Below are 13,205 nucleotides of genomic sequence, written 5' to 3' on the forward strand. Positions count from 1 at the left end.
ATGCTCCGGCCGTCAGGAAATCTCCCGCCGGAAGGGCGGCAGCGCATTGAGAATAGCCTTGCCGTAGCGCTGGGTGACCAGGCGCCGATCGAGCAAGGTGATGACGCCACGGTCCTGCTCGGTACGCAGCAGGCGGCCACAGGCCTGGATCAGCTTGAGCGAGGCATCGGGCACGGCAATTTCCATGAACGGGTTGCCGCCACGGGCTTCGATCCACTCGGCCAGGGCCGCCTCGACCGGGTCGTCCGGCACCGAGAACGGGATCTTGGCGATCACCACGTGCTCGCAGTAGGCGCCCGGCAAGTCGACACCTTCGGCGAAGCTGGCCAGGCCGAACAGCACGCTGTGCTGGCCATCGTCGACCCGCGCCTTGTGCTTGTTCAAGGTTTCCTGCTTGGACAGGTTGCCCTGGATCAGCACCAGCTTGCGCCAATCGCGGTCCAGGCCGTCGAACACGTCCTGCATCTGCTTGCGCGAGGAGAACAGCACCAGGGCGCCGCGGGCATCTTCGACGATGGCGGGCAGTTCGCGGATGATCGCCGCGGTGTGCCCGGCAGCATCGCGCGGGTCGGCCTTGAGGTCGGGCACCCGCAGCAGGCCGGCGTCGCCGTGCACGAACGGGCTGGGCACTACGCAGGTGACGGCATCGCGCGGCAAGCCTGAGCGCATGCGGAAGCGGTCGAACTTGCCCAGGGCGGTGAGCGTGGCCGAGGTCACCAGGGCGCCATGGGCCACGTTCCACAAGCTGCGGCGCAGCATCTCGGCGGCCAGGATGGGGCTGGCGTTGACTTCGATGTCGAACAGCGCGCCGCTTTCGGCCAACGTCAGCCAGCGCGCCATGGGCGGGCTGTCCTGCGGGTCTTCGGCGGTGAAGGCGGTCCACAGTTCCCAGTTGCCCTGGGCACGGGTGACCAGGCTGCCGAACAGCGGGTACCACTCCTCGGCCTGGTGGCTGGCGATGCCGATGTTGACCTCGCCATCCATGCCTTCCTTGAGCAGGTCGGCCAGGCGCGTGAACAGGTCATTGAGACGGGAGAAACCCTTTTTCAGCTCGATGCCCACTTCACGGATCTGCTCCGGCACCACGCCGCCTTCGAACCGGTAGCGTGGGCGCTCGCGCCCTTCGGTGTCCTCGCTGGGGCGAAAATCGGCGATCTGCTCGCACAGGGTGAACATGAACTGCTGCTGGGTACGGATTTCCCGCGCCAGCTCCGGCACCTGCTCGATCAGCTTGCCCAGGTCGCCCGGCAGCGGGTGCTGGGCCAGCAGCTTGGTCAGGTTCTTGGCGGTCTGCTCCAGCCAGTCGGCGGTGGAACGCAGGCGAGAATAGTGGGCGAAATGGCCGATGGCCTTGTCTGGCAGGTGGTGGCCTTCGTCGAACACGTACACGGTGTCGCGCGGGTCGGGTAGCACCGCCCCCCCGCCCAGGGCCAGGTCGGCCAGGACCATGTCGTGGTTGGTGACGATCACATCGACCTTGCCCATGCCTTCGCGCGCCTTGTAGAACACGCACTGCTGGAAGTTCGGGCAATGGCGGCCGGTGCACTGGCTGTGGTCGGTGGTCAGGCGCGCCCAATCCTGGTCTTCCAGGGCCTCGGGCCAGCTGTCGCGGTCGCCGTCCCAACGGTTGCCGGCAAGCTTCTCGATCATGCTGTTGAACAGCTTCTGGCTGCGCTCGTCCACTTCGATGTGGAAGCCCTCCTCCTCGAACAGCTGGGCGGTGGCCGACTGCGCGTGGCCCTCCTGCAGCAGGACGTCGAGCTTGGACAGGCACAGGTAGCGGCCACGGCCCTTGGCCAGGGCGAAGCTGAAGTTCAAGCCGCTGTTGCGCATCAGGTCGGGCAGGTCCTTGAAGACGATCTGCTCCTGCAGCGCCACGGTCGCGGTGGCGATCACCAGGCGTTTGCCGGCGGCCTTGGCAGCCGGAATCGCGGCCAGGCTGTAGGCCACCGTCTTGCCGGTACCGGTGCCCGCCTCCACGGCCACGACGGCAGGCTCGCCGGCACGGCGGCCTTCATCGTCGCAGGCGATGTCGCCGAGCACCTTGGCCACTTCGGCGATCATCAGGCGCTGGCCGTAACGCGGCTTGAGGCTCTTGGCTTCGAGAAAACGCGAATAGGCGCCCTGGATGGTGGCTTTGAGTTCGTTGCTGATCATGGTCTGCAGGCGCCCGAAGGGCTGGATATATTTTCAGTGTTTCGCATGGGGCGGCTATCATACCCCGCTATTGCCCTTTGTGCCGCATGGAGATCCAGATGCTCGCCTTTGCCCTGCCCTATACATTGCATGTCCTGGCCGCCCTGGTGTGGGTCGGTGGCATGTTCTTCGCCTGGCTGGTGCTGCGCCCGGCAACGGTTGCAGCCCTTGAAGGGCCGGCCCGGCTGCGGCTCTGGGTGGAAGTTTTCCGACGCTTTTTCACTTGGGTCTGGCTGGCGGTGGTGATCCTGGCGATAAGTGGTATCGGCATGTTGCACATGCGTTTCAATGGTTTCGAGACAGCGCCCAAGTACATTCACGTGATGATCGGCGGCGGCATCGCCATGTTCGCCCTGTTCATGCGCATCCAGGCGTTGCTGCTGCCGGAGCTGAAAACTGCGGTGCAGGCCGAGGACTGGGCCGCCGGGGCCGCCGTGCTCGGGCGGATCCGGCGGATGGTCGGGGTCAACCTGCTGCTGGGGCTGGCCGTCGTCGCCGTGGCCAGCTCGCGCCTGCTGATGTAGGGCGCTTCAGCCCGCCCGCGGCGGCTCGGGCGGCCGCGGGATCGACATGACATGGAAGATGCCGGTCAGCAGGATCTGCAACCGATCGAACCAGCGATGGCTGCGCCCGCGCAGGCTGCCATTGAAAAACAGCACCTCTAGCATATGCAGGCCCAGCACGGCGATACCGGTTGCGTTGATCAGCAGGTTCAGCGGCAGCGGCTGCGGCATCAGCTGGTTGAACAGCACCACGCCCCAGAACGCCACGGTCAGGACCTTGCCAAGGCCAAGGATGAACTTCATCTGCCGCCCCTTGTGCGTGTCAGTTCAGGTGCAGGTCGACCCGGCGGTTGTGCGCGCGGCCTTCCTCGGTGTCGTTTTCCGCCACCGGCTCGCGCGCCCCGCGCCCTTCGCTGGTGACCTTCTGCGGCGCCAGGCCCTGGCTGATCAGGTACTCGGCCACACTGGCGGCACGCCGTTCGGAAAGTGTCTGGTTGTAGCTGTCGGAGCCGACATTGTCGGTATGGCCAACCACCTTGATGCGCGTCACGCCCAACTCGTTGAGCCTCGGCAGCAGGCTTTGCAGCCGTTGCTGGCTGCCCGTGGTGAGGTCGGCGGAGTTGAAGGCGAACATCACCTGGCCCTGGTCGTCGAGGGAGATCACCTCGGCCTTGGCCTCGGGCTCAGCCGCAGGCTGGCTCGGCGGGTACTGCGGCAGCGGGCAGCCCATGTGGTCGACCGGGGTATTGGCCGGCGTGTCCGGGCAGCGGTCTCGGCGGTCGAATACGCCATCCCCGTCCTCGTCGCCGTCCTGGGCATAGCAGATCAGCCCACCGGCGATGGCGCCCAGGGCTCCGCCGCCGGCGGCCCAGCTCGAACTCTCGATGGCCCCCAGGCCACCGCCCACCAGGCCACCCAGCAGGCTGCAGAGCGGCCAGGTCCGTTGATTGAGGGGCGCACTGCCATCACTGTGGGTGGCGCAGCCTGAAAGCAGGCTGGTGACCACCAGCAACGGCAGCGCCGCCTTTGACATGACACTCATCATGAATGCTCCTGTGTCCTTGGCCGCAACCGGCCTGCAGGCGTAAAGACGCGCCCGCGCCACTGCTCCCGGCGCGGGCGCAGGCCGTCAGCGCTGGATCTTGATCTCGGTGCGACGGTTCATCGAACGCCCATCGGCCGTGGCGTTGTCTGCCACTGGCTGGGTTTCGCCGGCACCGACCACCGAAACGAAGCTGGCGCGAGGCACACCGCTCTCGATCAGGTATTCGGTCACCGAATGGGCACGGCGCTCGGACAGTTTCTGGTTGTACTTGTCGGAGCCGACGCTGTCGGTGTGGCCGGTCACGCTCAGGCGAGCGCTGGGCGCTTCCTGTTTCAGGCGGGTCGCGATGGTGTTCAGGCGCTCTTTGTCGGCCGCGGTCAGGCGGGCGGAGTCGAATTCGAAGTGCACGTCACGGATGACGATGACTTCTTCTTTCTGCACCACCACTTCCTCGACCACCGGTGCCGGCTCCGGCGGGCAGCCATTGGCATCGACCTGCACGCCGCGCGGGGTGCCTGGGCACTTGTCGCGGCTATCCGGCACACCATCGCCGTCCTCGTCGCCATCACCATGGGCCCAGCAGTAGCCCGCCGCCAGGCCACCGCCGAGCAGCGCGCCCCAGCCAGCCCACGAGGAGCTTTCGAAAGCGCCCAGGGCGGCGCCGCCCACGCCCCCGACGGCAGCACACTTCGGCCAGTCGGTTTTTTGCAAACCTGCACAACCAGTCAACACACTGGTGAGCAGTACCAGGGGTATCGCTGTGCGTACTATGCTCATTTTGTAGCTTCTCCTAGGGGGAATCGGCATAAGACCGATCTCTGGGAGTAAAGACCGCGCAATCAATCCCTGCCAGCAATAAGCCACACCCCGGCACATGCCCCTTTGCCCGCAGGCGATGGCCCGCTAGTCTTGGGCAACCCGAACGAGGATTGGCAATGACCGACGGTTTTTCCCAACGCACCCCGCAGCAGGCCCTGGCGGCCCTGCTCGAACGCTTCACCCCGCAGCGGCTGCTGCTGGTGGGCACGCGCTTTCCGGCCCTGGAAGCATTCGCCCAGGCTCACCCGCAAGTGACCATCGAAACCACCGCGCCCGGCCCGCTGCCGGCAGCACTGGCGGCCCAGCGCTTCGACCTGGCCGTGCTGGTGGACTGCCTGGAGCATCTGCCCAAACGCACCGGCCTGGAGCTGCTGGGGGGCATCCGCAACCTCAATGCCAGCCGCGTGGCAGTGCTGGCCGACCTAGCGGCCTGTGGCTGGCACGACACCGACTTTTTCGCCCTGGCGCTGTCGGCCAGCGAGAAATTCCGCCGCGACCAGCAGGTGCTCAGCTTGTTCACCTATGATCTACATGATTACAAGCAGGTCCCGGACTGGCTCAACGCCAGGTTCTGGGCCAACCCTGAAAACTTTGGCAAGTATTGGTGGTGATGATGAGTGTCTCGGTCTGCCCTTGTGGCAGCGGCAACCTGCTCGACGCCTGCTGCGGGCACTACCATGCCGGCACCCCGGCGCCAGATGCGCAGACGCTGATGCGCTCGCGCTACAGTGCCTACGTGCTGGGCCTGATCGACTACCTGGTGGCCACCACCCTGCCGGCCCAGCAGGCCGGGCTCGACCGCGACGCCATGGCCGCCTGGAGTGCCCAGAGCACCTGGCTGGGCCTGGACGTGGCAGGCGCCGAGGTGCTCGGCGGCCAGCCCGAGCATGCCTTCGTCACCTTCACCGCGCGCTGGCACGACCAGGAGGGCGACCACCAGCACCGCGAGCGTTCGGCCTTCGTGCAGCACGAGGGGCGCTGGTACTTCATCGACCCGACCGTCGAGCTCAAGGCCGGGCGCAACGACCCCTGCCCCTGCGCCAGCGGGCAGAAGTTCAAGAAATGCTGCGCCAGCTACGTCGGTAACTGAGCATGATTGCCCAAGCCCGCCTGCTGCTGCTCGCCACCCTGCTGGCATTGCTGGCGGGCTGCGCGAGCTGGGGTGACGACGACTGGCGCGAGCCCGAGGTGCACCTGGTCAAGGTCGAGACCGTCAAGGCGCGTCTGCTGGAACAGGAGTTCATCCTGCACCTGCGCATCGACAACCCCAACGACAGCCGCCTGTTCATTCGCAACCTGAGCTACTCGCTGTGGCTCAACGACCTGCTGCTGGCAGAGGATGAAGCGAGCATCTGGCGCAGCGTCGGCGGGCATGCCCGGCGCACCTTCAAGATCAGCGTGCGGACCAACCTCTGGCAGCACCTCAAGCCGCTGGTCAAGCTGCTCAAGAGCGATAACCAGCTGCATTACAAGTTGCGCGGCGAACTGGCCACCGGGCTGATCATCCACCAGGACCTGCACTTGTCGCGCAGTGGTGAGATAATCCCCGGCGATTTCCTACCGGAGTAACCCTGCAATGACCCAGCAACCCCATGTCCATGGCCCCGACTGCAACCACGATCACGATCATCAGCACGATCACGATCACGGCCATGTGCACGGCCCGCACTGCAACCACGGCCACCAGGAGCCGGTGCGCAACGCCCTGAAGGACGTTGGCCGCAACGATCCCTGCCCGTGCGGCAGCCAGAAGAAATTCAAGAAGTGCCACGGCGCCTGACCAGGTTCCAGGCCGCCAGCTGCAGGCTCGCTGCCTGAAGCTGGCGACCGCTGGTAAATAAAGCTTCAACGCACCTTGCACGGCGACTGCGCGCTCACTACCTTAGCGCCTTTCCAACCCCGCCACGCCTTGCAGGAGCCCTTGTCATGGCCGCCCCCGTCCTTCCTCCCTTCCGTCCGCGGTTCGCCAGCGCTGCCACGCTGCTTGGCATGCTCGGGCTAGCCGGCTGCCAGATGGGTGGCTACCAGGACAGCGTGCCCCCGACCAGCGGCGTGCAGCCGCTCAAGGGCCTGGCACAGAACGTGTCGGTACGGCGCAATGCCATGGGCGCACCGCTGATCGAAAGCAGCAGCTTCCACGACGCCCTGTTCAGCCTTGGCTACGTGCATGCCGGTGACCGCATCGAGCAGATGCTCGCCATGCGCCTGCTGGCCCAGGGCCGCCTGGCGGAAATGGCCGGCAGCGAGGCACTGGACATCGACCGCCTGATGCGTGCCGCCAACCTCAAGCAGAACGCCACCCAGCTTTATGCCGATGCCTCGCCACGCCTGAAGCGCTTCTTCGAGGTGTACGCCCGTGGCGTCAACGCCTACCTGTTCCGCTACCGCGACAAGCTGCCGGCCAGCCTCGCCAGCAGCGGCTACCGCGCGGAATACTGGAAGCCCGAAGACTCGGCGCTGATCTTCAGCCTGTATGCCTTCAGCCAGTCGGTGAACCTGCAGGAAGAACTCAGCGCCCTGACCCTGGCGCAGAAGGTCGGCAGCGACAAGCTCGCCTGGCTGCTGCCCGGCGCGCCGGACGAGCCGCTGGCAGACGCCGAGGTGGAAAAACTCAAGGGCCTGAACCTCAACAGCCAACTGCCTGGGCTTGCCAGCGTGGCCGCAGCCAGCCAGAAGCTCGCCGACCTGGGCCTGCTCGGCAGCCCGGGCTCGGCCAACCTGGCCTTGGGGCCGCAGCGCAGCCGCAGCGGCAAGAGCCTGCTGGCCAGCGACACCCGCGCCGCCTGGGCCCTGGCGCCAGTACAGATCCACACCGCCAAGTACCAGGTCGCCGGCCTGTCGCTGCCGGGGCTGCCCATCGTCCTGGCCGGCTACAACGGCAAGCTGGCCTGGAGCAGCAGCGCGGTGATGGCCGACAACCAGGACCTGTTCCTCGAGCAGCTGCGCCACCAGGGCAGCCAGGTCAGCTACCTGGCCGATGGCAAGTGGCAACCGGCCCGGGCCCGCAGCGAAACCTTCTTCGTGCGCGGCCAGCGTCCGCTGCGTGAAGTGATGTACGACACCCGCCACGGCACCCTGCTCGCCCAGCCTGGCAACGCCAGCCTGGGCCTGGCGCTGAACCTGCCGCAGATCAAGGGCGACCGCAGCCTCGATGCGCTGTTCGACCTGACCCGCGCGCAAACGGTGGAACGTGCCTTCGACAGCACCCGTGAAGTCGCCGCGGCGGCCCTGAACTTCGTGTTCGCCGAGCCCGAGCACATCGGCTGGCAAGTCAGCGGCCGCTACCCCAACCGCCGGGAAGGCCAGGGCCTGCTGCCATCGCCGGGCTGGGACGGGCGCTACGACTGGGATGGCTACGCCGACCCGATGCTCCACCCCTACGACCAGGACCCGCCAGAAGGCTGGATCGGCCACGCCAACCAGCGCAGCCTGCCACGCGGCTATGGCATGCAGTTGTCCAACACCTGGTACTACCCCGAACGCGCCGAGCGCCTGGCCCAGCTGGCCGGCAACGGCCGCCACGACAGCCGCAGCCTGATGGCCCTGCAGAACGACCAGGTGACCTTGCTGGCCGGCAAGCTCAAGCAGATGTTCGACGCCCCCGGCATGGCCCAGCCGCTCAAGCAGGCCATCGACGCCCTGCCACCCGCCCAGGGCGACAAGGCCCGCGAGGCCCTGGCCCGGCTTAAGGCCTTCGATGGCCGCCTGAGCCCGGTGTCGGCGGATGCTGCGCTGTATGAACTGTTCCTGCAGGAAGTCGCGCGGCAGACCTTCCTCGACGACCTCGGCCCCGAGTCCGGCCCGGCCTGGCAGGCGTTCGTCAGCAATGCCCAGCTGTCCTACTCGGCCCAGGCCGACCACCTGCTCGGCCGCGAGGACAGCCCGTTCTGGGATGACCGCAACACGCCGCAAAAGGAAGACAAGCCAGCCATTCTCGCCCGCAGCCTGGCCGCGGCGGTGGACGCCGGCACCGCGCAGCTGGGCGCCGACCGCCGCGCCTGGCAGTGGGGCAAGCTGCACCAGTATCGCTGGCCTGCACCGGCCTACCACGGCCTGGGCGAGGCCCAGCGCCGTTCGCCGCTGGCCGCCGGCGGCGACTTCAGCACCCTGGCGCTGACGCCGTATGCCTGGGGGAGTGATTTCAACACGCACTTGCCGGCGTCGGCGCGGATGATCGTCGACTTTGGCCAAGCCGAACCACTGCAGGTGCTGACCAGCAACGGGCAGTCCGGCAACCCGGCCAGCGGGCATTACAGTGATGGGCTGGATGCGTGGTTCAAGGGGCGCTTCATGAGCTTGCCGCTGCAGCCGCAGAACTTTGCGCGGGCTTATGGGAGCCAGCGGTTGAGTTTGGTGCCGGGTAGGTAACAGGCGCTTGGTTTTCGATCTGTAGGGGTTTCGAGATCGCGCGCCGCCCGCGCGGCGCATCGCGGATAAATCCGCTCCTACATTTGTTGCAACGTGCCACGGTCTGTCAGGCCATGGTTGTCCGCCTTTGGTGCCCGCCGAGACATCGTGTCGTACCACCCAGGCTGACAACCATGGCCTATCAGGCATAGGTACGTTGCAACAAATGTGGGAGCGGATTTATCCGCGATGCGCCGCGCGGGCGGCGCTCGATTTCAAAACCGCTAAAAAACCCACGACAAGCACCTCTCCCCGACCCAACCCAAACGAACTTCCCAACCCTGGCCCCGCTCCTAACTGGTAACCCCAGCTACCAGCGCCCACGCCATGGACCTCGTCATCGCCCGCCCCGAAGGCCTGTACTGCCCGCCCGGTGATTTCTACATCGACCCCTGGCGCCCGGTGGCACGCGCGATCATCACCCACGGCCATGGCGACCACGCCCGCAGCGGCAATCGCCATTACCTGACGGCCGCCCCCGGCGCCGGCATCCTGCGTAGCCGCCTCGGCCAGGACATCGACCTGCAGACCCTGGCCTACGGCGAGCGCATCCAGCACCACGGCGTCACCCTCAGCCTGCACCCGGCCGGGCATGTGCTGGGCTCGGCGCAAGTGCGCCTGGAGCACCAGGGCGAGGTGTGGGTGGCTTCCGGCGACTACAAGGTCGAACCCGACGGCACCTGCACCCCTTTCGAGCCGGTGCGCTGCCACACCTTCATCACCGAATCGACCTTCGGCCTGCCCATCTACCGCTGGCCCGAGCAGGCGCAAATTTTCGCCGGCATCAACAGCTGGTGGCGCAGCAACCGCGACCAGGGCAAGGCCAGCGTGCTGTTCTGCTACGCCTTCGGCAAGGCGCAGCGGATTCTCCATGGCCTGGACCCAAGCATCGGCCCGATCCTGGTGCACGGCGCAGTCGAACCGCTGAACCGGGTGTACCGCGAAGCAGGCGTGCACCTGCCCTCAACACGCTATGCAGGCGACATTCCACGTAACGACCCGCTGATGCGCCAGGCCCTGGTGCTGGCGCCGCCCTCCGCGGCCGGCAGCAGCTGGATGCGCCGCTTCGGTGACTACAGCGACGCCTTCGCCAGCGGCTGGATGCTGCTGCGCGGCACTCGCCGCCGGCGCGGCGTGGACCGCGGCTTCGTGCTCTCCGACCACGCCGACTGGCCCGGGCTGCTGTGGGCCATCGGCCAGACCGGCGCCGAACGGGTGATGGTCACCCACGGCTCGGTCAACGTGCTGGTGCGCTACCTCAATGAACAGGGCCTGGATGCTCGGTCATTCGTCACCGAATACGGCGACGAAGACGACGCACCTGCCACGGAGCCCGAGCCATGAAAGCCTTTGCGGCGCTGTATCTGCGCCTGGATGCGACCACCTCCAGCAACGCCAAGCTCGAGGCCCTGCGCGACTACTTCGCCAGCGCACCGGCCGAAGATGCCGCCTGGGCGGTGTACTTCCTGTCCGGCGGCCGGCCTCGGCAACTGGTGCCAACCCGTCTGTTGCGCGAGCTGACCACAGAACTGGCCGGCCTGCCGGAGTGGCTGTTCGAAGAGAGCTATCAAGCGGTGGGCGACCTGGCAGAAACCATCTCCCTGGTGTTGCCAGAAACCCATCCAGGCAACGACGAGGGCCTGGCCCATTGGGTCGAGGCGCACCTGCTGCCGCTGCGCGGGTTGGCCCCGGAACGCATACGTGAACGCCTGCCCCCGCTCTGGGCGCAGCTCGACCGGGCGAGCCTGATGCTCTGCCTGAAGCTGATCACCGGCAGCTTTCGCGTCGGCGTGTCGAAACTGCTGGTCACCCGCGCCTTGGCGCAGTTGGCCGGCCTGGACAGCAAACGGGTGGCACAGCGCCTGGTCGGCTATACCGACATCGGCCACCGCCCCACGGCGCAGGCCTACCACAAGCTGATTGCCGCCGAATCGGCCGATGAACACCTGCAGCGTGGCGGCCAGCCTTACCCCTTCTTTCTGGCACACGCCCTGCAAGCGCCCACCGAGCAATTCGACGCCTTGCTCGGCCCGCCCAGCGACTGGCAGGTCGAATGGAAGTGGGACGGCATCCGCGCCCAGGTGGTCAAGCGCGAAGGCACGCTGTGGGTCTGGTCGCGCGGCGAAGAACTGGTCACCGAGCGCTTCCCCGAGCTGCACAGCCTGGCCCAGAGCCTGCCGGACGGCGTCGTGCTCGATGGCGAGATCCTGGTCTGGAAACCCGGCGCCAGCAACGACGCGCTGGCCGTGCAGCCCTTTGCCTTGCTCCAGCAACGGCTGGGGCGCAAGACCCTGGGCAAGAAGCTGCTGGCCGACGCGCCGGTGATCCTGCAGGCCTACGACTTGCTGGAATGGCAAGGCGAGGACTGGCGCAACCGCCCGCAGCATGAACGCCGCCGGCAACTGCAATGGCTGGTCGATAACCACTCGCTGGGCCCGGTACGGCTCTCGCCGCTGCTGCAAGGCGACAGCTGGGAAGCGCTCGCCGAGCAGCGCGAGCAGTCACGCAGCCTGGGCGTCGAAGGGCTGATGCTCAAGCAGCGCGAGGCGCTGTACGGCGTGGGGCGGACCAAGGACATGGGCCTGTGGTGGAAATGGAAGATCGACCCGTTCAGCGTCGATGCCGTGCTGATCTACGCGCAACGCGGCCATGGCCGGCGCGCCAGCCTCTACAGCGACTACACCTTTGCCGTGTGGGACGCCCCGGCCGGTACCCCGGAGCGCGCCCTGGTGCCCTTCGCCAAGGCCTATTCGGGGCTCAGCGACGAAGAAATGCGCAAGGTCGATGCCATCATCCGCAAGACCACGGTGGAAACCTTCGGCCCGGTGCGCAGCGTCACCCCGACGCTGGTGTTCGAGCTCGGTTTCGAAGGCATTGCCTTGTCCAAGCGGCACAAGAGCGGGATTGCCGTGCGTTTTCCGCGCATGTTGCGCTGGCGCCTGGACAAACCGGTGGAAGAAGCCGACGACCTGGCCACCTTGCAGGCACTGCTGGCCTGATCGCCACGCGGTGAGGCGCACTGGCCAAATTTATGCTTCTATCTTTGTCGCAGATTGTTTTCGCCACGCCGCCAGGACCACCATGCACCATACGACCCACGACCTACTCTCCCCCGTACCCGGCATCAGCCGCCAGCTGCACAGCTTCCACTTCGGCCCGCGCGGTGGCGCCAAGGTATATATCCAGGCCTCGCTGCATGCCGACGAACTGCCCGGCATGCTGGTTGCCTGGCACCTCAAGCGCCGGTTCGCCGAACTGGAGCAGCAAGGGCGCCTGCGCCGCGAGATCATCCTGGTGCCGGTGGCCAACCCGGTGGGCCTGGAACAGGTGGTGCTCGACGCGCCGCTGGGGCGTTTCGAGCTGCAGAGCGGCGAGAACTTCAACCGCAAATTCGTCGACCTTTCCGACAGCATCGGCGACCAGATCGACGGCCACCTGACCCAGGACCCCGCGCACAACCTGGCGCTGATTCGCGAGTACCTGCGCCGTGGCCTCGACGCCCACCCGGCCCGCACGCCCCTGCAATCGCAACGCCTGACCTTGCAGCGGCTGGCCTGCGACGCCGACCTGGTGCTGGACCTGCATTGCGACTTCGAAGCCGTCGAACACCTCTACACCACGCCCGAGGCCTGGCCCCAGGTCGAGCCGCTGGCGCGCTACCTGGGCGCCCAGGCCAGCCTGCTGGCCACCGATTCCGGCGGGCAGTCGTTCGACGAATGCTTCAGCCTGGTGTGGTGGCAGCTGCAGCAACGCTTCGGCAAGCGCTACCCGATCCCCCTGGGCAGCGTCGCGGTGACCGTCGAACTGCGGGGCCAGGCCGACGTCAGCCATGACCTGGCCACCCAGGACTGCCAGGCCATCCTCGACTACCTGACCCATGCCGGGGTCATCGAAGGCAGCCCCGCGCCGCTGCCGCCACTGCCACGCCCGGCCACGCCGCTGGCGGCGGTGGAGCCGGTGTCGGCGCCGCTGGGCGGCTTGCTGGTGTATCACGTGCGCCCTGGCCAGCAGGTCGAGGCTGGGCAACTGATCGCCGAGGTCATCGACCCGATCAGCGACCGCGTCACTGCCGTGCGCGCCGAGCAGCCCGGGCTGCTCTACGCCCGCAGCGTGCGCCGCATGGCCACCGCAGGCATGGTCATCGCCCATCTCGCCGGCGAACAGGTATGCCGCAGCGGCTACCTGCTGGCCAACTGATTCGGTAAAACCAATAGCGCTGGCCAGCGGTCTGTAGA

The 13,205-nt window shown here is 66.9% G+C and carries 13 protein-coding genes; 9 read left to right on the forward strand and 4 right to left on the reverse strand.

The window, feature by feature from the left end:
• Window positions 1–12: 12 nt before the first annotated feature.
• Entirely contained in the window at window positions 13–2,157 is a 2,145-nt protein-coding gene (dinG, locus tag L6D75_RS04995) for an ATP-dependent DNA helicase DinG (RefSeq protein ID WP_176517952.1), read from the reverse strand.
• Between the two features lie 98 nt (window positions 2,158–2,255).
• On the opposite strand from dinG, the gene L6D75_RS05000 reads away from it, so the two are divergent.
• Complete coding sequence (locus L6D75_RS05000; RefSeq protein WP_176517951.1) at window positions 2,256–2,720, forward strand: CopD family protein; 465 nt, start codon at window positions 2,256–2,258, stop codon at window positions 2,718–2,720.
• A gap of 6 nt (window positions 2,721–2,726) precedes the next feature.
• Here L6D75_RS05000 and L6D75_RS05005 read toward each other — a convergent pair whose 3' ends face one another.
• From L6D75_RS05005 to L6D75_RS05015, 3 genes are all read right to left on the reverse strand, one after another.
• Window positions 2,727–3,002: a DUF1145 domain-containing protein gene (locus L6D75_RS05005; RefSeq protein WP_176517950.1), complete on the reverse strand. Its 276-nt coding sequence runs from the start codon at window positions 3,000–3,002 to the stop codon at window positions 2,727–2,729.
• Between the two features lie 19 nt (window positions 3,003–3,021).
• Window positions 3,022–3,741 (reverse strand): PA1041 family peptidoglycan-binding anchor lipoprotein, encoded by a 720-nt coding sequence (locus L6D75_RS05010; protein ID WP_176517949.1) that lies wholly within the window; start codon window positions 3,739–3,741, stop codon window positions 3,022–3,024.
• An 87-nt stretch (window positions 3,742–3,828) separates the two neighbouring features.
• Window positions 3,829–4,521, reverse strand: coding sequence for a PA1041 family peptidoglycan-binding anchor lipoprotein (locus L6D75_RS05015; protein WP_176517948.1), 693 nt, complete (start codon window positions 4,519–4,521; stop codon window positions 3,829–3,831).
• Between the two features lie 158 nt (window positions 4,522–4,679).
• Here L6D75_RS05015 and L6D75_RS05020 point away from each other — a divergent pair, with 158 nt between their 5' ends.
• From L6D75_RS05020 to L6D75_RS05055, 8 genes are all read left to right on the forward strand, one after another.
• On the forward strand, window positions 4,680–5,174 hold the full coding sequence (locus L6D75_RS05020) for a DUF6231 family protein (protein WP_176517947.1): 495 nt from the start codon (window positions 4,680–4,682) through the stop codon (window positions 5,172–5,174).
• Between the two features lie 2 nt (window positions 5,175–5,176).
• The gene (locus L6D75_RS05025; protein WP_176517946.1) at window positions 5,177–5,653 is read left to right on the forward strand and encodes a YchJ family protein; all 477 of its coding nucleotides are present in this window, start codon (window positions 5,177–5,179) and stop codon (window positions 5,651–5,653) included.
• Window positions 5,654–5,655: 2 nt separating this feature from the next.
• Window positions 5,656–6,132: an LEA/WHy family protein gene (locus tag L6D75_RS05030; protein ID WP_176517945.1), complete on the forward strand. Its 477-nt coding sequence runs from the start codon at window positions 5,656–5,658 to the stop codon at window positions 6,130–6,132.
• A gap of 7 nt (window positions 6,133–6,139) precedes the next feature.
• On the forward strand, window positions 6,140–6,343 hold the full coding sequence (locus L6D75_RS05035) for an SEC-C metal-binding domain-containing protein (RefSeq protein ID WP_176517944.1): 204 nt from the start codon (window positions 6,140–6,142) through the stop codon (window positions 6,341–6,343).
• 146 nt (window positions 6,344–6,489) lie between these two features.
• On the forward strand, window positions 6,490–8,931 hold the full coding sequence (locus L6D75_RS05040) for a penicillin acylase family protein (RefSeq protein WP_176517943.1): 2,442 nt from the start codon (window positions 6,490–6,492) through the stop codon (window positions 8,929–8,931).
• Window positions 8,932–9,297: 366 nt separating this feature from the next.
• Entirely contained in the window at window positions 9,298–10,314 is a 1,017-nt protein-coding gene (locus tag L6D75_RS05045) for a ligase-associated DNA damage response exonuclease (protein WP_176511081.1), read from the forward strand.
• Window positions 10,311–11,969 carry an ATP-dependent DNA ligase gene (locus L6D75_RS05050; protein WP_176511080.1) on the forward strand — a complete coding sequence of 553 codons (1,659 nt, stop codon included), beginning with the start codon at window positions 10,311–10,313 and terminating at the stop codon, window positions 11,967–11,969. Before L6D75_RS05045 ends, L6D75_RS05050 begins: the two co-directional genes overlap by 4 nt.
• Before the next feature lie 82 nt (window positions 11,970–12,051).
• Window positions 12,052–13,167 (forward strand): succinylglutamate desuccinylase/aspartoacylase family protein, encoded by a 1,116-nt coding sequence (locus L6D75_RS05055; RefSeq protein ID WP_176511079.1) that lies wholly within the window; start codon window positions 12,052–12,054, stop codon window positions 13,165–13,167.
• Window positions 13,168–13,205 lie beyond the last annotated feature (38 nt).

The organism is Pseudomonas faucium, assembly GCF_021602585.1.
In the GTDB taxonomy this organism is placed as follows: Bacteria; Pseudomonadota; Gammaproteobacteria; order Pseudomonadales; family Pseudomonadaceae; genus Aquipseudomonas; species Aquipseudomonas faucium.